This is a genomic window from Muricoccus roseus (assembly GCF_900141905.1).
GTDB classification, from domain to species: Bacteria; Pseudomonadota; Alphaproteobacteria; order Acetobacterales; family Acetobacteraceae; genus Roseomonas; species Roseomonas rosea.
In genome coordinates this window covers 116,535-139,696 of record NZ_FQZF01000005.1, presented here as the reverse complement: position 1 = coordinate 139,696, position 23,162 = coordinate 116,535, and the positions used below count along the sequence as shown (strand labels likewise).

Here is a 23,162-nt window from a genome sequence, read left to right as displayed (position 1 = left end):
CCCCGCCACATCCTCCTGGTCGAGGACGAAGCCCCCCTCCGCCGCCTCGCCGCCGTCGCCCTCGAACGCGCCGGCCACCGCGTCACCCAGGCCGAGGACGGCAACACCGCCCTCGAACTCATCGAGGACGGCCTCGCCCCCACCGCCATGGTCTCCGACATCGCCATGCCCGGCATGGACGGCATGGCCCTGGCCCGCGCCATCCGCGCCCGCCGCCCACACCTCCCCGTCATCCTCGTCAGCGGCTACGCCGAAGCCGCCCTCGGCCAGGACATGGGCCGCGACAACATCACCTTCCTCCCCAAGCCCTACCGCCCGGCACAGCTCGTCGAAATCGTCGCGAACCTCCCGGCCACATCGGAATCCACTTGCTTTCCGGAACCCTGAACATAATATGAACACCACGGACCGGGGCGGCCACGGCGCTTGTGCGCCAACGCCCCAGCCGGTAACAAGCGCGTGAGGACGTGGCCTGAACACCCACCCTCATCCGCCGGTGGCACCCGGAAACGCGTCCACCGAACGCCACGAAGGGCACTTCCAGAATGGAAAAGAACAAGGCTCTCGAAGCCGCTCTCTCTCAGATCGAGCGCTCCTTCGGGAAGGGCTCCATCATGCGGATGGGGGGCAAGCAGATGAACGAGGAGGTGGAGGTCATCTCCACCGGCTCCCTCGGCCTCGACCTCGCCCTCGGTATCGGCGGCCTCCCCAAGGGCCGCATCATCGAAATCTACGGGCCGGAATCCTCGGGCAAGACCACCCTGGCCCTCCAGGCCGTGGCCGAAGCCCAGAAGAAGGGCGGCACCTGCGCCTTCATCGACGCCGAACACGCGCTCGACCCGGGCTACGCCCGCAAGCTCGGCGTGGATGTGGACAACCTCCTCATCTCCCAGCCCGACGCCGGTGAGCAGGCCCTCGAAATCGCCGACACCCTCGTCCGCTCCGGCGCCATCGACGTGCTCGTCATCGACTCCGTCGCCGCCCTCGTGCCGCGCGCCGAACTCGAAGGCGAAATGGGCGACAGCCATGTCGGCCTCCACGCCCGCCTCATGTCCCAGGCGCTCCGCAAGCTGACCGGCTCCATCAGCCGCTCCAACTGCATGATGATCTTCCTCAACCAGATCCGGTTGAAGATCGGCGTCATGTTCGGCAACCCGGAAACCACCACGGGCGGCAACGCCCTCAAGTTCTACGCCTCCATCCGCCTGGAAATCCGCCGCATCGGCCAGATCAAGGATCGGGAAGAAGTCGTCGGCAACCAGACCCGCGTGAAGGTGGTGAAGAACAAGATGGCCCCGCCCTTCCGGCAGGTCGAATTCGACATCATGTACGGCGAAGGCGTCTCCAAGGTCGGTGAGCTCATCGACCTCGGCGTGAAGGCCGGCGTGGTCGAGAAGTCCGGCGCCTGGTTCTCGGCCGACAGCCAGCGCATCGGCCAGGGCCGCGAGAACGCCAAGCAGTTCCTGCGGGACAACCCCACCCTGGCGGAAAGCATCGAACGCCGCATCCGCGAACAGGCCGGCGTCGTGGCCAACGCCATGATGACCACCCCGGACGCCGAGGAAGCCGCCGCGGCGGCGGAATAACCCCCGCGCCAGCACGGAACGACGAAGGGCCGCACCTCCGGGTGCGGCTTTTTTTTGCTGTTTCTCTCGGAGATTACACTCGCGGATCCTCCGATTTTTTAACGAAAGATGATTGTTTGCTTGGCAGCTTCGTTCTGTTTTGGTTAGTCTGGTTCGAAAGATTTCTGAAGATCTGTGTGGTTTTTTATGTATTGTCCGTTGGTTTCATTTGTGTCGACTTCTAAATAGTCCGACCTAATAATAGATATGATGTTACCGAGGTGTTTGCGAAGTTCGCTTATGGATTCGTTAATCTCCCTCGTAACCTTCTTTTCCTTCGCGATTGATTTATAGTCGTGGCCTCGTCTTCTATAAATTTGGCGCATCGGATTTGAAGTCTCGTCATAGTGTTCCATGTACCTTAGGCTGGCTGCTAGACTACCACGCAGGCCAATCGCTGCGTTGTAAAAATCAGTGTTGTATAGTTTGAAATCACTGCTTCTGACAACACTGTCAATTCCCTCAAACATTTGAGTTGCGTGCCAGTTCAGAAAGTTGGGCATGTCCATGATATGTTGGTCCAGAAGGCCGGTGTGGAGTTGCCTCATGAACCAGTGTATCATTTCAACGTCACGGGCGTGCTTTCGCTGCTCTGGTGGAATGCCCTCCAGTTCCCGTGGGCGCTTCGGGTTGTCCAGCAGGATTCTCTCGACAGCGGCCTTCATCAGCTCGGATAACTTAGCTGCTCCGGCTTTCTGAGCGGCAGTGCCTTCTTTTATGCGAAACTTAGAGATTCGATGTCTATCAAAGTCGAATGGCAGTTTGTCCAGCGTCGCGAGCTCTTCATTGAAAAGCATGATGATCCGCTGCCATCCAAGATGCGCAGACGCTACGCCTAATTCGAAGGTCACGTTCGGGTTGGGTAGGCTTTTTCCGTCCTCCGAAATCCGGGCGACGGTGGTTATGTCTCCCACGAATATATCGGCCCTTCTGATTTTGTCTGCTAATTCGAAGGGGATGTACGGAGATCCTGCTGAATTACTTGTGGCTTCCTCAATGACAATATCGACGGGATGGTCAGCCTCGATCTGACTCGCTGCGCTTCGCAGCGCGGCTCGGACCGCCAAGGTAGTAGGACCTTGCGGCAGGTCGCTCTGCCAAGAAAAGAACACGCGGGTGGAACGTCGGGTTGTGCTCATTTCGGTATTATGGCGTGAGGGTATGTAGATGTCTGCGTCTCAGCCGCTTGCTGAAAGGCAGGGCACGACCTTTCCGAGCCGAAGCGGCCGGTACGCCCGCTTCAACTCGTCGAAAACTACGACCTTGACAAAAGGACTAAATTCCTTCTAACCTCCGGGCTGCAGGAGACCGGAGGAGCCCCTATGCCCCACACCCCCTCCCGCCTCACCCCACCCCGCCCCTGGTCCCCCCTCACCGACCTCCAGTGGCACGTCCTCTCCCCCTATGTCCTCCCGCGCGCCCCCCAAGGCCGCCGCACCGACCTCCGCGCCCGCATGGATGCCATCTTCCACCTCGCCTCCACCCCCGGCGAACCCTGGAAGAACCTCCCCGCCCATCACGGCCGGCCCGACACCGTCTCCCGCTTCTTCCGCCGCCTGACGCATAACGGCCTCTGGCACCGCCTGCTCGAAGCCCTGGCCGATTGCGCCCCCAACCACCCCCTGCGCCAGATCGAATACCTCATCTGCCGCGCCACCCGCCGCGCCGCCCGCCTCGGCGGCATGCGCCTGCTTCTCCTCATCCGGCAGCTCGGCCTCCGCACCGCCCTGAACGGCCCGCCCTGGCTGCTGCCGGATCCCCTTTTGTCCGAAATGCTCAGCCGCGCCCGCCTTCCCCCGGCGCCACGCACCCGCCTTCAACTCGCGGCCGCCAAATCCCATCTGAGAAGCATTGCCGCCCTGGCCAGGGCCGCCCTCGGCCGCACCCGCATCCCCCGCACCGTGCGCCTGGCCTGGCCATGAACCCCCAAGCCCCAGCACCCCCGCCCACCCTCGACGGCCCGCCCCGCGCCGGGCTACACGCCCCGGTCGCGTTCCCGCGAGGAATCGGAACAGAAGTCGCACCATGACCAGCAGCAACGACGTCCGCGCCACCTTCCTGGACTACTTCGCCCGCAACGGCCACGCCGTGGTGGAAAGCAGCCCGCTGGTGCCGCGCAACGACCCCACGCTGCTCTTCACCAACTCCGGCATGGTGCAGTTCAAGAACGTCTTCACCGGCGCCGAGCGCCGGCCCTACAGCCGCGCCACCACCGCCCAGAAATGCGTCCGCGCCGGCGGCAAGCACAACGACCTCGACAATGTCGGCTACACCGCCCGCCACCACACCTTCTTCGAAATGCTGGGGAACTTCTCCTTCGGCGACTATTTCAAGGAACAGGCCATCACCCATGCCTGGACCCTGCTGACCAAGGACTTCGCCCTCCCCAAGGAAAAGCTCCTCGTCACGGTGTTCCATGAGGATGAGGACGCCGCCACCCTCTGGAAGAAGATCGCCGGCCTGCCGGACGAGAAGATCATCCGCATCGCCACGTCAGACAACTTCTGGCGCATGGGCGACACCGGCCCCTGCGGCCCCTGCTCCGAAATCTTCTACGACCATGGGGACAAGATCCCCGGCGGCCCCCCCGGCTCCCCGGAGGAGGACGGCGACCGCTTCATCGAAATCTGGAACCTCGTCTTCATGCAGTATGAGGAGGGGCCGCCCGGCACGCGCCGCCCCCTCCCGCGCCCGTCCATCGACACCGGCATGGGCATGGAACGCTTCACTGCCATCCTCCAGGGCGTCCACGACAACTACGACACCGACACCTTCCGCGCGATCATCCTCGCCTCAGCCGAGGCCACCGGCCAGGACCCCGACGGCCCCTTCCGCGCCAGCCACCGCGTGGTCGCGGACCATCTCCGCTCCGGCGCCTTCCTCATCGCCGAAGGCGTCCTCCCCTCCAATGAGGGCCGCGGCTACGTCCTCCGCCGCATCCTCCGCCGCGCCATGCGCCACGCCCACATGATGGGCGCGCGCGATCCGCTGCTCCCCCGCCTCGTCCCTGTCCTCATCCGCCAGATGGGCGCCGCCTATCCCGAGCTGGTCCGCGCGGAATCCCTCATCACCGAAACCCTCCGCCTGGAGGAAACCCGCTTCCGCAGCCTGCTCGAGCGCGGCCTCGGCCTGCTCTCCGAGGAAACCGCCAAGCTCGGCGACCGCCAGCCCCTCCCGGGCGACGTCGCCTTCAAGCTCTATGACACCTACGGCTTCCCGCTGGACCTCACCCAGGACGCCCTCCGCGCCGAAGGCCGCCCGGTGGACACGGCCGGCTTCGAAACCGCCATGGCCGAGCAGCGCCGCCGCGCCCGCGCCGCCTGGTCCGGCACCGGCGACGCCGCCACCGAAACCCTCTGGTTCGACCTGAAGGAAAAGCTCGGCACCGGCACCGAATTCCAGGGCTACACCACCGAACGCGCCGAAGCCTCCATCCTCGCCCTCGTCGCCGGCGGCCAGGAGGTCGAAACCGCCCCCGCCGGCACCGAGGTCGCGGTGGTCCTCAACCAGACCCCCTTCTACGCCGAGAGCGGCGGCCAGGTCGGCGACACCGGCACCATCACCGGCCCCGACAACCTCCGCATCGCCATCCGCGACACCCAGAAGAAGCTCGGCCTCTTCATCCACCTCGGCACCGTGGAATCCGGCACGGCCAGCAAGGACGCCCCCGTCGTGGCGGAGGTGGACCACGCCCGCCGCGGCGCCATCCGCGCCCATCACAGCGCCACCCACCTCCTGCATGAAGCCCTGCGCCGCCGCCTGGGCGAGCATGTCGCCCAGAAGGGCAGCCTCAACGCCCCGGACCGCCTCCGCTTCGACGTCTCCCAGCCCACCCCCATGTCCCCCGAGGACCTGGCCTGGGTCGAAGCCGAGGTGAACGCCCGCATCCGCGAGAACGCCGAGGTCACCACCCGCCTGATGACGCCGGAGGAAGCCGTGAAGGCCGGCGCCATGGCCCTCTTCGGCGAGAAATACGGCGAGGAGGTCCGCGTCGTCGGCATGGCCCACGACCCCGAGGCCACCGCCAAGCACGGCGTCTATTCGCTGGAACTCTGCGGCGGCACCCATGTCGCCCGCACCGGCGATATCGGCCTCTTCAAGATCGTGGGGGAGGGCGCCGTCTCCGCCGGCGTCCGCCGCGTGGAAGCCGTCACCGGCGCCACCGCCCTGGCCCTGGTCGAGGAATCCGAGCGCACCCTGCGCGAAGCCGCCGCCACCCTGAAGGCCAACCCTGCCGAACTCCCCGCCCGCGTCGCCGCCCTGGTCGAGGAGCGCCGCAAGCTGGAGCGCGAGGTCGCCGACCTCCGCCGCAAGCTCGCCACCGGCGCCTCCGCCCAGGAGGTGGAGACCATCGCGGACCTCCGCGTCGCCCTGCGCGACCTCGGAGAGGTCCCCCCGCGCGACCTGAAGTCCCTCGCCGAAGCCATCCTCAAGGGTGGCACCGCCGATGTCGTCGCCCTGGTCTCCTCGGCCGAGGGCAAGGCCAGCATCGTCGTCGCGGTGGGAGAGGCCGCGAAGGGCAAGGCCGACGCCGTCACCCTCGTCCGCGCCGCCTCCGCCGCCGTCGGCGGCAAGGGCGGCGGCGGCCGCCCCGACATGGCCCAGGCCGGCGGCCCGGATGGCGACAAGTCCGCCGAAGCCCTCGCCGCGATCCGCGGGGCCCTCGCGGCCTGAGGAGGGGTGGGTCTAGCCCACCATCTCCGGCCGCAGCGGCCCGCGGGCCTGCTGCGCCAGCCCGCGAACGACCTCCGCCAGCGCGTCCTCGAGCTGGCGGAGAAGGGTCGACGCCTCGGCGGCGTCGAATTCGGAAACGACGACCTGGTCCGGCATGTCGTGGACGAGGACGACGCGGCCAGCGATGGCCTGGGCTCGGAAGCTGCTCATGGACGAAGCCTAGCGCCGCTTCATCGAGACTTCACAGCCCCGTGATATTACGGGCCGCCGATGTTGCCGCACGGCCACAGCCCGCTCCGCCGAGCAGAAACACCTTCCACAAGGGCGCGTTCCATCCCCGACCGGGAGGAACCGCATGTCCATCACCCCCATCCGCTACCAGCCGGGCTTCGAGCACCCGGAACCGGGGGAGGAGGAGACGGTGCGCGAGCTGGTCGAGACGATGCGCGGCATCGCCGAGACCACCTACCAGGATTACGGCTACCCCGTCCGTGCCGTGCACGCGAAGAGCCACGGCCTGCTGCGCGGCGAACTCTCCGTCTCCTCGGCCTTCGCTCCCGCCTACGCCCAGGGCCTCTTCGCGAAGCCCGGCACCTACCCCGTGGTGCTCCGCTTCTCCACCAACCCGGGAGACCTTCTGGACGACAGCATCTCGGTGCCGCGCGGCCTCGCCGTGAAGGTGGTGGGGGTGGAGGGCGAGCGCCTGCCCGGCTCCGCGGGGCAGTCCACGCAGGACTTCGTTATGGCCAACGCACCCGCCTTCGCGGCGCCTACCGCCAGGGCCTTCCTCGGCAATGCGAAGCTGCTGGCCCGCACCACCGACACGCCGCAGGCCTTCAAGAAGGCCATCTCCGCGGTGCTGCGGACGGCTGAGGCGGCGGTGGAAGCGGTGGGCGGGAAGAGCGCCACGCTCACGCAACTCGGCGGGCATCCGAACACCTACATCCTGGGTGAGACCTTCTACAGCCAGACCCCATTCCTCTACGGCCCCTACATCGCCAAGTTCTCCGTCGCTCCCGCCTCGGCGGCGCTGAAGGCGCTGGCGGGCCGCAAAGTCGAGGTCTCTGGGCGCCCGGAGGCGCTGCGGGAGGAGGTGCTGGCCTTCTTCGCGGAGCAGGACGCCGAGTGGGACCTGCGCGTGCAGCTCTGCACCGATCTCGAGGCCATGCCGGTCGAGGATGCCTCCGTGGAGTGGCCCGAGGCGGAGAGCCCCTATGTGACCGTGGGGCGCATCCGCGTGGGGCGGCAGCCTTCCTGGGACGAGGCGCGTTCCAGGGCCGTGGACCTCGGCATGTCCTTCAGCCCCTGGCACGGGCTGGCGGCACACCGGCCACTCGGCTCGATCAACCGGGCGCGCCGGCCGGCCTATGAGATGTCCTCGGGCTTCCGGGCGGAGCACAGCGGCTGCCCGATGCATGAGCCGCGCGTGGCGGAAGAGGTGCCGATCTGATGCGCGGGCTGCAGGGCCGGCGCGACGCGACAGGAAGGGAGTTGGCGGCATGACCAAGCGGAACGTGAGCACCAAGCCCTATTCCGGTCCGGCCGGCGGCTGGGGATCCTTCCGCTCCGTCGAGACACGGCTGCTGCGGGAGGAGCGGATCGCGACGGGCAATGCGGTGCTGCTGCGGCAGAACAAGCCCGGCGGCTATTCCTGCGTCTCCTGCTCCTGGGCGAAGCCGCGGGAGCCGCATCCCTTCGAGTATTGCGAGAACGGCGCCAAGGCGACGGCCTGGGAGATCACGCGCAAGCGCGTGCCGCTGGAGTTCTTCGAGCAGCACAGCCTGACGGAGCTGCTCACCTGGTCGGACCATGACCTGGAGGCGATCGGGCGGCTGCTTCACCCGATGAAGCTCGACCGCGCCAGGGATCGCTGGGTGCCGGTCTCCTGGGAGGATGCCTTCCGCGAGATCGGGGCGGAGCTGCGTGGCATGGATCCGAAGCGGACGGTCTTCTACGCCTCCGGCCGGGCCTCGCTCGAGACCTCCTACATGTACGGGCTCTTCGCGCGGCTCTACGGGCACAACAACCTGCCGGACAGCTCGAACATGTGCCACGAGAGCACGTCGGTCGCGCTGCCACAGGCGATCGGGTCGCCGGTGGGCACGGTGGAGCTGGACGACTTCCGCGTCACGGAGTGCATCCTCTCCTTCGGGCAGAATGTCGGCACGAACTCGCCGCGCATGTTGCACCCGCTGCAGGAGGCGGCGAAGCGCGGCGTGCCGATCATCACCTTCAACCCGCTGAAGGAGCGGGGATGGGAGCGCTTCACCAACCCGCAATCGCCCACTGAGATGCTGACGGGCAAGGAGACGCGGATTTCCTCGCAGTACCATCAGCTGCGCGCGGGCGGCGACATCGCGGCGATCGCTGGGATGTGCAAGGCGCTGATCGAGGCGGACGACACCGCCATGGCGGCGGGGCGCGCGCCGCTGCTGGACCATGCCTTCATCCAGCAGCACACCCATGGCTTCGACTCCTTCGCCGCCTGGTGCCGTGACCAGGACTGGGCGCAGCTCGAGCGCTGGTCCGGGCTGAAGCGGCAGGAGATGCTCGATGCCGCCAGCGTCTATGGCGCGGCGAAATCGGCCATGGGCATCTATGGCATGGGGCTGACGCAGCACAAGAAGGGCGTGGAGAACGTCCGCATGCTGATGAACCTGCTGCTGCTGCGCGGGAACATCGGCAAGCCCGGCGCGGGCGTGCTGCCGGTGCGTGGACATTCCAACGTGCAGGGGCAGCGTACCGTCGGCATCACCGAGAAGCCGGAGCTGGTGCCGATGGACGGGCTGGCCGAGCAATACGGCTTCGAGCCGCCGCGCGACACCGGCATGAACACGGTGGAGGCCTGCGAGGCGATCATCGATGGGCGGATCCAGGCCTTCCTGGGCCTGGGCGGCAACTTCCTGCGCGCCGTTCCGGAGACGGAGCGGATGGAGGCCGCCTGGCCCGGCATCCGCTTGACCGTGCAGGTGGCGACGAAGCTGAACCGCAACCACCTGATCAACGGCCAGGTCGCCTATCTGCTGCCCTGCCTCGGGCGGATCGAGATCGACGCCCAGGCGAGCGGCGAGCAGGTGGTCACCTGCGAGGATACGATGACGCATATCCATGCCTCGCGCGGGATGGTGCCGCCGGCCTCGCCCGACCTGCTTTCGGAGCCCGCGATCGTCGCCGGCATCGCCAAGGCCACGCTACCGCCGAACCCGCGCGTGCCCTGGGACGAATGGGTGGCCGATTACGCGCGCGTTCGCGACGCGATCGAGACGAGCTACCCCTCGCAGTTCAAGGACTTCAACACCCGCGTCCACCAGCCCGGCGGCTTCGCGCGCCCGCTGCCGGCGCGGCAGCGGGACTGGAAGACGGAGACGGGGAAGGCGAACTTCCTCGTGCCCGCGGGGCTGCGCACGGATCTGGAGACCGATCTGGACGATCCAGAAATCCTGCAGCTCATCACGCTGCGCTCCAACGACCAGTTCAATACCACCATCTACGGCTATGAGGACCGCTTCCGCGGGATCAGCGGCACGCGCGAGGTGGTGCTGATGAACCGCGAGGATGCTGCCCGCTTCGGGCTGCGCGATGGCGACATGGTGGCGTTGAGCACGGTGGCGGAGGACAATATCCGCCGGGAGGTGCACGGGCTGCGGGTGGTGCATTACGACATCCCGCGTGGCGCGATCGGCGGCTATTACCCCGAATGCAACCCGCTGATCCCGCTCTGGCACCATGCGGAAGGCAGCAAGGTGCCGGCGGCGAAATCCGTGCCGGTGCGGGTGCGCAAGGAGAGTGTCGCGATGGCGGCCGAATAGGCCAGGTCGCCCCGCGGGCAGGGGAAAGGGACCGGGGAGGCGGGGCCTCCCCGGTGGGTGCGTCAGCCGATCAGGAAGCAGCGCCCGATCGAGACGCCAAGGCGTTCATTGCCCTCGACGATCTCGTTCAGCAGCCCTCCCAGGCTTCCATCCATCAGCCGGGTGGGCGTGTGCTCCACGCAGCGGCCGCGGAGGGAGGCGGCGAGGCGGCGGCAGGCCACGCGGTCCTCGCCCTCGGACATGGCGAGGACGCTGAGGATGTCGTTCACCTCCTCGTAGCAGGCGCTGACGGAGCGCGGATGCTCCGGCCGCATCAGCAGCAGCTCCACCACGCGGCTGGGGCGCAGGCGTTCCCGGAAGAGGTGCTGGTAGGCGCGCAGCGCCGCGACGGAGCGGAGCAGCGCCTGCCACTGGGCGTGGTTCGCCGCATCCTCTTCCGCCCCCGGGCCGAAGGCGGAAACGCGGGAGGCGAGGAGGCGGGCGGTGTTGTCCGCCCGCTCCAGCATCACGCCCAGGCGGACGAAGCGCCAGGCATCGTCGCGCAGCATCGTGTCCATGGCGGCGCCGTTGAAGAGGACGGCGCGGGCCATCACCCAGTCGTTGAAGCCCATCAGCCGGTCGCCATCGGCCTCGCCGGGGTCGAGCTTGCGCAGATCGATCCATGTGTCGTTCACCGCCTCCCACATATCCACCGTCAGGGCGGTGCGGACGGCGCGGGCGTTGCGGCGCGCGGCCTCGAAGCAGGCGGCGACGGAGGAGGGGTTCAGCGTGTCGAGGGTGAGCCAGCGGGCGGCCTGGGCCGGCGCGGGGTCGCCATAGAGCTCCTGGTAATGGGTGGCGGTTCCGGTCGCGACGAGGAAGCCGGCCCATTCGCTGGCCTCGTTGCCGCGCGGGGTGGCGAGGGAGGCCATGCGGAGAGTTGCGTTGAGGCCGCGCGCGACATTGCCCGCGCGCTCCATGTAGCGGCCGAGCCAGAAGAGGCTGTCGGCGGTGCGTGCCAGCATCAGCCCAGGCCTCCGCTGAGGGGCTTCATGGTCTGGCTCATGCCGCCCATGCTCTGCGCCATGCCATCGCTGCCCATGGACTGGGTCATGGGGGGCGGATCCTGTTCCAGCACCCAGGTGTCCTTCGTGCCGCCGCCCTGGGAGGAGTTCACGACGAGCGAGCCCTCCCGCAGCGCGACGCGGGTGAGGCCGCCGGGAACGATGCGCACCTGCTCCTTCCCGAAGAGGACGAAGGGGCGCAGGTCCACGTGGCGCGGCGCCATGCCGGCCTCGCAGAGCGTCGGCACGGTGGAAAGGGCGAGGGTGGGCTGGGCGATGTAGTCGGCCGGCTTCTCGCGGATGCGGGCGGCGAAGTCGGCGCGCTGCTCGGCGGTGCTGTGCGGGCCGACGAGCATGCCGTAGCCGCCCGAGCCGCGGGCGAGCTTCACCACCAGCTCATGCAGGTGCTCCAGTACATAGGCACGGTCCGCATCGCGCTCGCACATATAGGTGGGCACGTTGCGCAGGATCGGCTCCTCCGAGAGATAGAAGCGGATCATTTCGGGGACGAAGGGGTAGACGGCCTTGTCGTCCGCGACGCCCGCGCCGGGGGCGTTGGCGAGGGTGACGCGGCCGGCGCGGTAGGCCGCCATGAGGCCGGGCACGCCGAGCATGGAATCCGGGCGGAAGGCCTGGGGGTCGAGGAACTCGTCATCGACGCGGCGGTAGATGACGTCCACGCGGCGCGGGCCGGCGGTGGTGCGCATGAACACCGTGTCGTCACGCACGAAGAGGTCGGCGCCCTCGACCAGCTCCACGCCCATTTCGTCCGCGAGAAAGGAGTGCTCGTAATAAGCGGAGTTGAAGGGGCCGGGCGTGAGGACGACAACGGTCGGCTCGCCCCGGCAGGCCGGGGGCGCGAGGGATTTCAGCGTCTCCAGCAGCTCCTCGGGATAGTGGCTGACGGGCGCGATCCGGTGGGCGGCGCAGAGATTGGGGAGGAGGCGCATCATCGCCTCTCGGTTCTCCAGCATGTAGGAGACGCCCGAAGGGACGCGGCAATTGTCCTCCAGCACGAAGAACTCCTCCGGGCCGGTGCGGACGAGGTCGATGCCGGAGATGACGGTGTAGACGCCGCCCGGGGGCGTGAACCCCTCCATGATCTCGCGGTAGCCCTCGTTCTTCAGGACCAGCTCGGCGGGGACCAGCCCCTCCTTCAGGATGCGGCGCGGCCCGTAGATATCGGCAAGGAAGGCGTTGAGGCCGCGGACGCGCTGCTCCAGCCCGCGGCGCAGGCTCTCCCATTCCTGGCGGGCGATGACGCGCGGGATGACGTCGAAGGGGATCAGCCGTTCCGGGTCGCCGCCCTGGTTGTACACGGCGAAGGTCACGCCGATCCGGCGGAACAGCACCTCCGCCTCGCGCCGCTTCGCCTCCAGTGCCTCGCCTCCGGCGGCTTCGAGGTAACGGGCTATTCCTGCATAGGCGGGGCGAATTCGGCCCCCCTCATTCATCTCGTCGAAGGCCGGCACCCTGTCCTCCGTGTGGCGCGGCCGGCACCCGGGATGGGAACGGGCCGCCGCGCCATGGTTGCAGCAAGTCGCGTGCCGGGCGAGGGGGGGCTGCGGTGGCAGTTTCCACCGGCGCTGTCGGCGTGAGGGGAAGACGCCCGGCGGCGGCAGGGGGTTTCGTGGCGGGGAACCGGGTGATGCACGGGCGCCACGGCGGGCCATAGGGCCTTGCGAACACGGACTCGTGAGTGGAGTCTTGTGTTCATGTTTTGTTCATTGCCGGCCATGCGATATCTCCATGCCGCGACCCGCCCGATCATCCCGAATGATGCGCTGCGCGAGGCCATGCTGGCCTTCGCGCTCGCCTTTCCCTGCTTCTGGGCCCTCGGCGAGATGGCCGTGGCCCTGGGTTACTGAGCCGTCAGGGAAACCAGGGCTGGCCGTCCTTCCCGAGGAAGGACTGGATCTCCAGCCGGTAGCCCTCAGGGTCCCGGAAGAAGGCGCTCCGCACCTTACCGCCCATGCCGGTGGTGACCGGGCCCTCGAAGGCCACGCCGCGGGCCGACAGGGAAGCGACGGCCGCATCGACATCCGCCACGGCGAAGCTGACCAGCACGCCCGCGGTGCCCCGTGGACGGCCCGGGATGGCGCAGAGGCCGATGAGCGCGGTGGCGCTGGCGCGCAGGATGCGGCAGGCCCCCTGGTCCACCACGCATTGCAGCCCCAGCGCCCCTTCGTAGAAGGCGGCGAGGCGGGGCAGGTCCTCCGTGTAAAGGAAGGTGATGGTTCGGCCGGCGGCCAGGGACGGGCCGTCGTCGGGCAGGGGCATCAGCCATCATCCTCCGGATCGGCGCCCGGGCGGCCGCTGGCGTGGCGCCAGTGATGCCAGAGCAGGCGGGCGGCGAGCGAGCGGTAGGGGGCCCATTCCAGCGCCAGCACGGCCAGGGCCTTGGGGGCGGGGCGGGCGGGCAGCGCGCGCAGATGGGTGAGGGAGGCGGCCAGGGCGATGTCCCCCTCCGGGAAGAGGTCCGGCCGGTCCTCGGCGAAGAGGAGGTGGACCTGCGCGGTCCAGCGCCCGAGGCCGCGCACGGCGGAGAGATGCGCGATCGCCTCCTCATCCGTCATGCCGGGCAGCTCCTCCAGCCGGAGCCGGCCCTCCGTAATGGCGGTGGCGAGGCTTCGGGCATGGGCTGCCTTGGGGCGGGACAGGCCGGCCTGGCCGCAGAGTGCGGCGTCGTCGAGCGCGAGGAGCCCCGCAGGCTCCAGCGCGCCGGGCAGGGCCTGCAGCCGCGACCAGATGGCCCCGGCGGCGCGGTTGCTGATCTGCTGGCCGCAGACGGCACGGAGCAGGCCGGGGAAGCCGCGGGGGCGACGGCGCCAGGGCAGGGGGCCGCAGCGCGCGATAGCGCCGTGCAGCGCCGGGTCGGCCATGGCGAGGGCGGCGAGGCCGCGTTCGGCCCATTCCGGCGGGTTCAGCATCGGGAAGGGTGGTGAACGGCGGCGGGGGCCGCGACAAGGGGGGAATGCGGTTCCGCCCGCCGTCGTTTTCGCGGCGCGGCCCCGGGATCTGGGGGGAAGGGTCGCGCCGTTCCCCTCCAGTTGGGACCTGTCGGGCGGATTTCCAGGCGGCGGGGAAGGGCGGGTGAAACAGCCGGCAACGGGAAGCCGTTCCGACATGGATTGTAACAACGACCGGGGCGACAGGGGCCGCGTCCGCGCTATGTAACAGGGTATGGAACCCGCCCCGCACATCCTGGTCGTCGATGATGACCGTGAGATCCGTGAGCTTCTGGCCCGCTTCCTGGAGAAGCAGGGCTTCCGCGTGACCACGGCCCGCGAGGCCCGGGAGGCGCGGCGCGCCTGGCCCCTGGGGCGCTATCACATCGTGGTGCTGGACCTGATGATGCCGGGGGAGTCCGGCCTGGACTTCGCCCGCTGGCTCAGGGGCCAGTCGGACGTGCCGATCGTCATGCTCACCGCCATGGGGGAGGAGACGGACCGGATCGTCGGGCTGGAGCTGGGCGCGGACGACTATGTCGCCAAGCCGTTCAACCCGCGGGAGCTGTTGGCGCGGATTCGCGCGGTGATGCGGCGGGCCCATGGCGAGGGCGCGCGGCGGGACCCGCTGCCCTCCGCCATCCGCTTCGGCGGCTGGACGCTGGAGCCGCAGCGGCGGCGCCTGCTGAACCCGGATGGCGCCGAGGTTTCGCTGACCGGCGGCGAATACGAGCTGCTGACCGTGCTGGTGGAGCGGCCGAACCGCGTGCTGACGCGCGACATGCTGATGGACCTGCTGCGCGGCCGCCAGGCCGGGCCCTTCGACCGGGCGATCGACGTCGCGGTCTCGCGCCTTCGCCGCAAGCTGGAGGATGACGGGCGCAATCCCAGCCTGATCAAGACCGTGCGGGGCGGCGGCTATGTGCTGGCCGCCGATGTCGAGCGGGCCACCTGATGCGCCCCGGCAAGTGAGGGCACGGGCGAGGGCGCTGCTGCGCCGGATCCTGCCGCGCACGCTGGCCGCGCGCACGGCGCTGTTCCTGCTGCTGGCGCTGATGGCGGTGCAGGCCGCGGGGCTGACCATCCATGCCCTGGACCGGGTGGACCTGCAGCGCGCGGCGACGGAGCGCGAGATGTCGGCCCGGGTCTTCGGCCTCTGGCGCGCGATGGTGCTCGCCGTGCCAGAGCGGCGCGGCCTCGTCCTCTCTGAGATCGAGCTGCCGACGGGGCTGGATGCGTCGCTCGATGACCAGCCGGCGGTGCGGGTGGGGATGCTGCCCGCGCCGCCGCCGGTGCTGCGGATGATCCGGCCCGAAATCCTGCTCGGCGGCCCGCCCCGGCTGCGGCCGCGCGAGATCCAGGCGGGGATGCGCTTCGGCACGCTCTATGTCTCCTTCCGCATGCCGGATGGCGGGCAGTGGCTGAACGTCATCCTGCACATGCCGCCGCTTCGGCCCTGGCATTCCGAGACCTTCCTGATCGCCTTCCTGCTGATGACGGCGGCGGCGGCGCTGCTCATCGTCTGGGCCACGCGGCGGCTGACCCGGCCGGTGCGGGATCTCGCCCGCGCGGCCAATGCTCTGGGACGCGACGTGAACGCGCCCCCCATGCCGGAGGAGGGGCCCTTCGAGGTCGCGACCGCCGCCCATGCCTTCAACACCATGGCCGAGCGCATCCGCCGCTTCGTGGGAGACCGCACGCAGATGCTGGCGGCCATCGGGCATGACCTGCGCACGCCGATCACCCGGCTGAAGCTGCGGGCCGAGTTCATGGAGGATGACGAGCAGCGGGCGAAGATGCTGGCGGACCTGGAGGAGATGGAGGCGATGGTGAACGCCACCCTCGCCTTCGCGCGGGACGACGCGGCGGCCGAGCCCTCCGTCCCCCTCGATCTGGCGGCGCTCTGCCGCACCGTGCTGGACGAGGCCGCCGACGCACGCCCGCATGCCGACGCAGAGGACTTCGCCTATGCCGGGCCGGAACGGCTGACAGTGCGCGGACGCCCGATCGCCCTCAAGCGTGCGCTGGCCAACCTCGTCGCCAATGCGGCCAATTACGGGGGCACGGCGCGGGTGGTGCTCTCGCCGCCCCAGGGCGGGCAGATCCATCTGCGCGTGGAGGATGACGGGCCCGGCATCCCCGAGGAAAGCCAGGAGGCGGTGTTCCAGCCCTTCCGGCGGCTGGAGGCGAGCCGGAACCGCGAGACCGGCGGGGTGGGCCTCGGCCTGCCGATCGCACGCAACATCCTGCGGGCGCATGGCGGGGACGTGACGCTGCGGAACCGGCCGGAAGGCGGGCTTTGCGCCGAGGTGACGCTGCCGGCCTAAGGGGGGGGGGGTGGGCCCTTTCGGCCCGGTGAGGGCTCCGCCCTCAACCCGCCAAGGGCCTGAGGCCCTTGGAACCCCGTCTGACTGCCGTGGATACCCCGCATTGAAGGGGCTCCTGTTGAGGGTGCCCTTCCTGCCGTTGCAGTCGCCTGAGGTCATCGACCTCAGGCGCACCGTCAGCCCCGTGATTCTAAACTCGAAGAAGAAGATGATGGGTCGAAGGCACTGCCTTCGACGGGTCCGGGGAGAGGAAGAATCCTTTCTTCCTCTCCCCGGGACAGACCGTCAGCCCCAGACCGTCAGCCCCAGACCGTCAGCCCCAGACCGTCAGCCCCAGACCGTCAGCCCCAGACCGTCAGCCCCAGACCGGCAGCCCGATCACCGCGGCGGCGGCGATCAGCAGGAAGCAGACGCGGCGGAACGCTGCTTCGCTGGCCAGGCCGAAGAGGCGGCTGCCGCACCAGAGCCCGAGGCCGTAGCTGGGCGCAACGATGGCTGCGAGGAGGAGGATTTCGGCCGTCAGCAGCCCGCCGAGGAGGTAGGTGGCCGCGCTGATGACGCCGCTGGCCGCGAAGAAGAGCACGATATTGGCGCGGACGCGGGTGGCGGGGATGGCGCCGCCGAGCCAGTAGGCGACCACGGGCGGTCCGCCCATCTGGGCCGCGCCGGAGAGAAGGCCGGAGCTGGCGCCGACCGCGATGGACAGCGGCACGGCGGGGCGGCCGTGGTAGCGCCAGCCCGAGGCGAGCAGCGCCAGCATGGCGATGGCCAGGAGGCACATGCCCCAGCGGAGCGCCACGGGATCCAGGTGCAGGAGGAGCCAGGCGCCGGCCGGCGCCCCGACGAGCGCGCCGGCGGTGAGGGAGGCGACCTCCGCGCGCGCCGCGCCGCGCCAGGCGGCGGGGATGAGCGGGAAGGCCGTGAGGTTGTCCACCAGCATGAGGAGGGGCGCGGCCACGCGGGGGCCGAGGGTGGCGCTGGCGAGGGGAATAAAGATCAGCGCCGCGCCGAAGCCGGAGAAGCCGCGGGCGAGGCCGGCCAGGGCGGCGGTCGCGATGGTGGCGGCGAGGGCCGGGCCGGGCGGCAGTTCCGGAAGGGACATGCCGGCCGGCCCGGAAGGTGTCAGCGCGCCATGCAGCGCTTCAGCGGGCTCGGGAACTCGGCGCAGTCGGGGAAGACGATCTCGTTCGGGCCGCGCCGTTCCACCCGAAGGTTGTTCGGGTTGGCGCAGCCGAAGGCGCTGTCCGGCGGCAGGCGGCCGCCAAGCGGGGCGATGGAGGCGGCGGCGGGGGCGAGGCGGAACTCCACGCTGTCCGGCCCGCCGGCCACGGTTTCGATCAGGCGCTGGCGGTAGGGCACGTCGAGCACCGAGACGCGCATGATCACGTCCCGGGTGAAGATGACGGTGGGCTGGGCGGCGCAGGCGGCGCCGTCCGTCTCGGTGGCGGGGAAGATGCCGCCGGTCCAGGAACCGAAGAGCCAGGCATGGGGCGCGGCCTGGGCCTGGGGCTGCTGCGCGTCCGCGGCGGCCAGGGGGGAGGCCAGCGCCGCCACGAGAATCCACTTCGCCCAAGCCCGCCGCATGCCACGCTCCTCAACCGGAAACCCGGCCGCAGAAAAGGGGAGGACGGGCCGCCTGTCCACCCCGGCGGCGGGTCGTTTCATGGGGAGGGGGTTCTGGGGCCGGGTCTGTCGGTCTGTCCCGGGGAGAGGAAGAAGGAATTCTTCCTCTCCCCGGACCCCTCACCTTCTTCTTTTTCTATCAGTTTTGGAGTCATTCCGCTGACGGTGCGCCTGAGGTCGATGACCTCAGGCGACTGCAAAGGCAGGAAAAGCACCAGCCACTGGAGACCCCTTCGATCCGGGGTATCCACGGCAGTCAGACGGGGTTCCAAGGGCCTCAGGCCCTTGGCGGGTGGAGGGCGGAGCCCTCCGACGGGACCGCCCTCAGGTCGGGATCAGGCCACCACGGGCTTCGGGGCCGGGGCGGGTTCCCGGAGGGGCAGGTGGATGAGGGCGGCGAAGATGCCGGCGGCGATGGAGAGGAGCCACATGGCGTCGTAGTTGCCCGTGCGGTCGAAGATGAGGCCGGGCAGCCAGGCGCCCAGGAAGCCGCCGACCTGGTGGCCGAGGAAGACAAGGCCGAAGATGGTGGCCAGCCAGCGCGTGCCGAAGAGGCGGGCGCAGAGGGCGACGGTGGGCGGCACGGTGGAGAGCCAGAGGACGCCCATGAGCGCGGAGAAGACGAGCACGGAGCCGGTGGTCTTCTCGGCGGCGAAGAAGAAGACGGCCATGACGAGGGCGCGCAGCGCGTAGATGGCCACCAGCAACTCCCGCCGCTTCCAGCGCTGGGTGAGTTCGCCGGCGCCGAGCGAGCCGATGATGTTGAACAGGCCGATGAGCGAGATGGACCAGGCGCCGACCTGGAGCGGCAGGTGGCAGAGCGCCACGAAGCCCGGCATGTGCACCGCGAGGAAGGAGACATGCAGGCCGCAAACGAAGAAGCCGAAGAAGAGGCACCAGAAAAGGCGCGAGCCGAGGGCGCGAGAGAGCGCGGCGCGCGCCGTTTCTTCGGGTTCCGCGCTGGCGGCCTTGGGTGCGGGGCGGCCGGCGAGGGACAGGGCGAGGGGCACCATGAGGAGGGCGGCGGCGGCCATGGTGAGGAGGGCGGGCTGCCAGCCGAAGCCGGCCAGGGCCACGCCGGAGAGCGGCACGACCAGGAACTGGCCGAGGGAGGAGCCCGCGGTCCCGAGCGCCGCCGCCCGGCCGCGCATGGAATCCGGAAGCTGGCGGGTGAGGGAGGCGACGATCACCGGCATCCCCGCGGCGGAGACCGCGACTCCCATGACGATGCCGGCGAAGAAGGTGAAGCCCGCGAGGCTGGGCGCGAGGGCCATGCCGGCGATGCCGGCCGCGTAGAGCAGGGCGCCGCCGATCACCACGACGCGCCCGCCGAAGCGGTCCGCGAGCTGGCCCACGAGGGGCTGGCTGAAGCCGTTCACCAGCACCTGGATGGCGATGGCCAGGGCGAAGCCGCTGGTGGACCAGCCGAGCGTGGTCGTCATCGGGGCGAGGAAGAGGCCGAAGGACTGGCGGAGCCCCATGGCCAGGGCGGCGCAGCTGACCGCGAGCAGCAGGAGGAAGGCGAGCGACCGGCCCTGCATGTGCGTCACTTCCCCGGATCGTTTCCGGGGCGAGGCTAGCGAGGGCACAGCTGGGGGTCCATCGCGCCCGCTGCAGGGCAGGGGCGCGCGGCTGGGTGGGTGGGGTTTGCCCCGCCCAGCCGGGCCGGTTCAGGCGGCCTTGAGAAGCAGGGCCGCGTGCTCGGCGGGCTTTACCTTGCGCCAGATGGCCTCCACCGTGCCGTCCGCCGAGACGAGGAAGGTGCTGCGCTCCATGCCCATGTACTTGCGGCCATACATGGATTTCTCGACCCAGGCGTCATAGGCCTGGGCGAGGGACTGGTCCGCATCCGAGGCGAGCGGGAAGGTGAGGCCGAACTTCTTGGCGAAGGCGTCCAGCTTCTTCACCGGGTCCGGCGAGACGCCGATGACGGTGATGCCGGCCTTCTCGAGCGCGGCCAGGTTCTCCTGCACGCCCTGGGCCTGGACGGTGCAGCCCGAGGTGTCGGCCTTGGGGTAGAAATACAGCGCGTAGCGCCGGCCCCGCAGCAGCGCGGCGCTGACGCGCCCGCCGCCTGCGGCCGGCAGGTCGAATTCCGGCGCCTTGTCCCCGACAGCGATCATGCGGCCCCCTTCACAGGCAATGGGCCGAGGCGGCGCTCGAAGGAGGAGCGCACCCCGGCCGCGATCTCACGCATCTGTGCGCGAAGCGCGGGGAGGTCAACGGGCGGCGTTTCGCAGGCTGGGGCGAGGCCGCGCAGCAGGGCATGGGCGGAGGCGGGGGGCAGCTCCTCGGTCCTCACCCGGCCGACGGTGAGGCGCAGCAGGGATTGCAGGGTCCGCCAGAAACGTTCCGCCCGGATCAGCAGGGCCGCCTCACCAGGCTCCAGCAGCCCGGCGCGGGCGAGGTTGGCCAGGGCGTCGCGCGTGGTGGGGGCGACGATGCGCGGGTGCTCGGCGGCATGGGCGCATTGCAACGCCTGGGCGATGAACTCCACCTCCACCAGCCCGCCGGGGATGGCCTTCACGTCCCATGGTCCGTCCGGGGGCAGGTCGCGCAGCATGCGGGCGCGCATGGCCAGGGCATCGGCGATGGCCTGGGGGCCGGCATGGACGGCCAGGGCCTGGCGGCAGCATTCGGCGATGCGCTTGCGCAGCGCGGGCGGGCCGGCCACCGGGCGGGCCCGGGTGAGGGCCATGCGCTCCCAGGTCCAGGCCTGCCCGCCCTCGCTCTCCTTCGGGCCGTGATAGCGCTCGAAGGCGGCGATGCTGGCGGCGACCGGGCCTTTGTTGCCCGAGGGGCGGAGCCGCATGTCCACCTCATAGGGCTTGCCCTCCGCGCCCGGCGCGGTGAGGGCGGCGACGAACTGGTGGGCCAGGCGGGAGAAGTAGGTGGGCACGGCGAGGGGCTTGGGGCCGTCGCTCTCCGTCGCGTCCTCGGCATGGTCGTAGATGAGGACGAGGTCGAGGTCGGAGCCGGGCAGCATCTCCCGCCCGCCGAGCTTGCCCATGCCGACCACCGCCATGGCGCCGCCGGGCACCTTGCCGTGGCGGGTGGCGAAGTCCTTGGCCACCTGGGGGAGGAGGCAGGTGATGGCGGCATCGGCCAGCTCGCTGCGGGCGATGCCGGCGGCATCGACGTCCAGCTTGCCCTCGAGGGCCGCGACATCCACCTCGAACCGCCCTTCGGTGACCATGCGGCGGACGGATTCCAGCGCCTCCTCGTAATGGCGGGCGGCGCCGACCAGGGCGGGGAGGGAGGCGGCGGCGGTGCCATGGCCGCCGGCGAGCAGCCCTTCCAGGGCGGCGGGATCGCGGGCGAGGTGGTCGGCGAGCGCCGGGGCGGCGCCGAGGACGCCGGCCACGCGGTCCAGCAGGGCGGGGTTGCGGTGGAACAGGCTGAGCACCTGCACCCCGGCGGGGAGGCGGTCCAGCAGCGTGTCCAGCCGGGCCAGGGCCGTATCGGGCTCGCGCTGGCGGGCGAAGGCGGCAAGCAGGGTGGGCATGAGTGCGGTCAGCAGCTCCCGCGCCCGCTCGGTGCGGGTGGCGCGGCGGTGGCCGTGGTGCCAAGCGCGGATCATGGCCGAGATTCCGCCCGGATTCGCGTAGCCCATGCGCTTCAGCGTCTCGAGCGTCCCCGGGTCGTTCTCCGGCCCGGTGAAGACGAGGTCCCCGCCCTCGAAGCCCTCGCCCCCGGGCAGGCTGAGGGCGGGGGCCGCCTCGAACTGGCGGGAATACTGGCTGGCGACGCGGCGGAGATGGCCGGTAAGGGTGGAGGCGAAGAGGTCGGCGTCGGGGAAGCCCGTGAAGGAGGCGATGCGGGCCAGGCCGTCCGGGTCTTCCGGCAACCTGTGCGTCTGGCGGTCGGCCACCATCTGGATGCGGTGCTCCACGTCCCGCAGGAAGACATAGGCGTCGGCGAGGTCGGCCGCCGCGCGCCGGTCCATGCGGCCGGCGGCCGCCAGGGCGACGAGGGCGCCGAGGGTGGTGGGGTCGCGCAGGGCCGGGTCTCGGCCGCCCCAGATGAGCTGGGCCACCTGGGCTGTGAACTCGATCTCGCGTATGCCACCCCGGCCGAGCTTCACGTCGTGGCCGGCCACTGCGATCTCGGCCCCCGCGCCGCGCTTGCTGCCGTGCACGGCGTGGATCTGGCGCTTGATGGAATGGATGTCCGCGATCATCGCGAAATCGAGGTGCCGTCGCCAGACGAAGGGGCGTATTTCGGCCAGGAAGTGCTCGCCCAATCCACGGTCCCCGGCCACGGGGCGCGCCTTGAGCATGGCGGCGCGCTCCCAGTTCTGGCCGAAGCTTTCGTAATAGGAGATGGCGGCGGGAATGGAGACGGCGAGCGGCGTCGCCGCCGGGTCGGGGCGCAGGCGGAGATCGGTGCGGAAGACGTATCCCTCCGCCGTGCGTTCTTCCAGCAGCCGAACGAGATCGCGGGCGAGGCGCACGAAGCTGGCCTGCGCGCGGTCCGGATCCACGGCGGCCACCGGATCGAAGAGGACCATCAGATCCACATCGGAGGAATAGTTCAGCTCGCGCCCGCCGAGCTTGCCCATGCCGAGCACCACGAGGCCGGAGCCCTTGCTGGCGGCCTTGGGGTCGCGCTTCGCCGCGTTGGGCAGGTGGATCTCGCCGCGCCCCGCGGCCTCGCGCAGCAGATGCGCGCAGGCGAGGTCGATGCAGGTCTCGGCGAGGGTGGAGAGGGCGCCGGTGACCCCGTCCAGCGCCCATTCGCCCGAGAGGTCCGCGGCAGCGACGATGAGCGCGGCCTGGCGCTTGGCCTGGCGCAGCGCGGCGCCGAGCTGGTTGAAGCTGGCCGCCGGGTCGGCGCGGCCGAGCGGGTCGAGCGCGCCGGCGAAGGCCGCGTCCGCGCCGCGCTCGGCGAAGCGCAGCAGGGTGGTCGCCTCCCGCAGGGCGAGGTCCGCGAGGAAGGGGCTGTGGCCGCCGAGCGCGGCCAGCAGGGCGGCGCCGGAGGAGGAGGCCGCGAAGGCCGCCTCGGCGGCGCCCTTGGCGGCGAAGTCCTCCGCCAGACGTCCGGCCGCGGCCGTGTCGAAGGGGGTGGGCGGGCGGCGGCGGGAGGGCTCGGCGTCGGACATGCGCGGGAAGGC

At 70.0% G+C, this 23,162-nt stretch carries 20 protein-coding genes; 9 read left to right on the top strand and 11 right to left on the bottom strand.

The window, feature by feature from the left end; all coding sequences use genetic code 11:
- Positions 1-387 (top strand): response regulator (locus tag BUB97_RS26120; RefSeq protein WP_175562564.1); only part of this gene is annotated, 387 nt, incomplete at its 5' end.
- Positions 388-545: 158 nt separating this feature from the next.
- Positions 546-1,586, top strand: coding sequence for a recombinase RecA (gene recA, locus BUB97_RS05650; RefSeq protein WP_073132490.1), 1,041 nt, complete (start codon positions 546-548; stop codon positions 1,584-1,586).
- 143 nt (positions 1,587-1,729) lie between these two features.
- Here the strand turns inward: recA and BUB97_RS25760 are convergent, their stop codons facing one another.
- On the bottom strand, positions 1,730-2,764 hold the full coding sequence (locus tag BUB97_RS25760; protein WP_139281302.1) for a hypothetical protein: 1,035 nt from the start codon (positions 2,762-2,764) through the stop codon (positions 1,730-1,732).
- A gap of 183 nt (positions 2,765-2,947) precedes the next feature.
- Between BUB97_RS25760 and BUB97_RS05645 the strand changes: the two genes are divergently transcribed.
- Together BUB97_RS05645 and alaS are read left to right on the top strand one after the other, a co-directional pair.
- Complete coding sequence (locus tag BUB97_RS05645) at positions 2,948-3,547, top strand: IS5/IS1182 family transposase (protein ID WP_073132488.1); 600 nt, start codon at positions 2,948-2,950, stop codon at positions 3,545-3,547.
- A gap of 103 nt (positions 3,548-3,650) precedes the next feature.
- Positions 3,651-6,299: an alanine--tRNA ligase gene (gene alaS, locus BUB97_RS05640; RefSeq protein ID WP_073132486.1), complete on the top strand. Its 2,649-nt coding sequence runs from the start codon at positions 3,651-3,653 to the stop codon at positions 6,297-6,299.
- A 12-nt stretch (positions 6,300-6,311) separates the two neighbouring features.
- On the opposite strand, the gene BUB97_RS05635 is transcribed toward alaS, so the two are convergent.
- Positions 6,312-6,509 (bottom strand): hypothetical protein, encoded by a 198-nt coding sequence (locus tag BUB97_RS05635; RefSeq protein WP_073132483.1) that lies wholly within the window; start codon positions 6,507-6,509, stop codon positions 6,312-6,314.
- Positions 6,510-6,654: 145 nt separating this feature from the next.
- Between BUB97_RS05635 and BUB97_RS05630 the strand changes: the two genes are divergently transcribed.
- On the top strand, positions 6,655-7,749 hold the full coding sequence (locus BUB97_RS05630) for a catalase family protein (RefSeq protein ID WP_073132481.1): 1,095 nt from the start codon (positions 6,655-6,657) through the stop codon (positions 7,747-7,749).
- 49 nt (positions 7,750-7,798) lie between these two features.
- The gene (locus BUB97_RS05625; RefSeq protein ID WP_073132479.1) at positions 7,799-10,108 is read left to right on the top strand and encodes an FdhF/YdeP family oxidoreductase; all 2,310 of its coding nucleotides are present in this window, start codon (positions 7,799-7,801) and stop codon (positions 10,106-10,108) included.
- Positions 10,109-10,170: 62 nt separating this feature from the next.
- On the opposite strand, the gene BUB97_RS05620 is transcribed toward BUB97_RS05625, so the two are convergent.
- Together BUB97_RS05620 and BUB97_RS05615 are read right to left on the bottom strand one after the other, a co-directional pair.
- Positions 10,171-11,112, bottom strand: a complete 942-nt coding sequence (locus BUB97_RS05620) for an alpha-E domain-containing protein (RefSeq protein ID WP_073132477.1) — start codon at positions 11,110-11,112, stop codon at positions 10,171-10,173.
- Positions 11,112-12,623, bottom strand: a complete 1,512-nt coding sequence (locus tag BUB97_RS05615; RefSeq protein ID WP_456306321.1) for a circularly permuted type 2 ATP-grasp protein — start codon at positions 12,621-12,623, stop codon at positions 11,112-11,114. The genes BUB97_RS05620 and BUB97_RS05615 overlap by 1 nt, the downstream gene beginning before the upstream one ends.
- Positions 12,624-12,887: 264 nt before the next feature.
- Here BUB97_RS05615 and BUB97_RS27195 point away from each other — a divergent pair, with 264 nt between their 5' ends.
- Positions 12,888-13,019: a hypothetical protein gene (locus BUB97_RS27195; RefSeq protein WP_277614021.1), complete on the top strand. Its 132-nt coding sequence runs from the start codon at positions 12,888-12,890 to the stop codon at positions 13,017-13,019.
- Positions 13,020-13,023: 4 nt separating this feature from the next.
- Here BUB97_RS27195 and BUB97_RS05610 read toward each other — a convergent pair whose 3' ends face one another.
- Both BUB97_RS05610 and BUB97_RS05605 read right to left on the bottom strand, forming a co-directional pair.
- Positions 13,024-13,431, bottom strand: coding sequence for a VOC family protein (locus BUB97_RS05610; protein WP_073132475.1), 408 nt, complete (start codon positions 13,429-13,431; stop codon positions 13,024-13,026).
- The gene (locus BUB97_RS05605; RefSeq protein WP_073132473.1) at positions 13,431-14,081 is read right to left on the bottom strand and encodes a DNA-3-methyladenine glycosylase family protein; all 651 of its coding nucleotides are present in this window, start codon (positions 14,079-14,081) and stop codon (positions 13,431-13,433) included. Before BUB97_RS05605 ends, BUB97_RS05610 begins: the two co-directional genes overlap by 1 nt.
- A gap of 253 nt (positions 14,082-14,334) precedes the next feature.
- On the opposite strand from BUB97_RS05605, the gene BUB97_RS05600 reads away from it, so the two are divergent.
- Complete coding sequence (locus BUB97_RS05600; RefSeq protein ID WP_073132471.1) at positions 14,335-15,054, top strand: response regulator; 720 nt, start codon at positions 14,335-14,337, stop codon at positions 15,052-15,054.
- Positions 15,035-16,426: an ATP-binding protein gene (locus tag BUB97_RS05595; RefSeq protein WP_175562563.1), complete on the top strand. Its 1,392-nt coding sequence runs from the start codon at positions 15,035-15,037 to the stop codon at positions 16,424-16,426. Before BUB97_RS05600 ends, BUB97_RS05595 begins: the two co-directional genes overlap by 20 nt.
- Positions 16,427-16,781: 355 nt before the next feature.
- On the opposite strand, the gene BUB97_RS05590 is transcribed toward BUB97_RS05595, so the two are convergent.
- The 5 genes from BUB97_RS05590 to BUB97_RS05570 form a co-directional block, all read right to left on the bottom strand.
- A complete protein-coding gene (locus BUB97_RS05590) occupies positions 16,782-17,528 on the bottom strand; it encodes a sulfite exporter TauE/SafE family protein (protein ID WP_073132468.1) in 747 nt (248 codons plus the stop codon).
- A gap of 20 nt (positions 17,529-17,548) precedes the next feature.
- A complete protein-coding gene (locus BUB97_RS05585) occupies positions 17,549-18,010 on the bottom strand; it encodes a hypothetical protein (protein WP_073132466.1) in 462 nt (153 codons plus the stop codon).
- A gap of 374 nt (positions 18,011-18,384) precedes the next feature.
- Positions 18,385-19,590 carry an MFS transporter gene (locus BUB97_RS05580; protein ID WP_073132464.1) on the bottom strand — a complete coding sequence of 402 codons (1,206 nt, stop codon included), beginning with the start codon at positions 19,588-19,590 and terminating at the stop codon, positions 18,385-18,387.
- A 129-nt stretch (positions 19,591-19,719) separates the two neighbouring features.
- Entirely contained in the window at positions 19,720-20,172 is a 453-nt protein-coding gene (bcp, locus tag BUB97_RS05575) for a thioredoxin-dependent thiol peroxidase (protein WP_073132462.1), read from the bottom strand.
- Positions 20,169-23,150, bottom strand: coding sequence for a bifunctional [glutamine synthetase] adenylyltransferase/[glutamine synthetase]-adenylyl-L-tyrosine phosphorylase (locus BUB97_RS05570; protein ID WP_073132460.1), 2,982 nt, complete (start codon positions 23,148-23,150; stop codon positions 20,169-20,171). Before BUB97_RS05570 ends, bcp begins: the two co-directional genes overlap by 4 nt.
- Between the last annotated feature and the right edge of the window lie 12 nt (positions 23,151-23,162).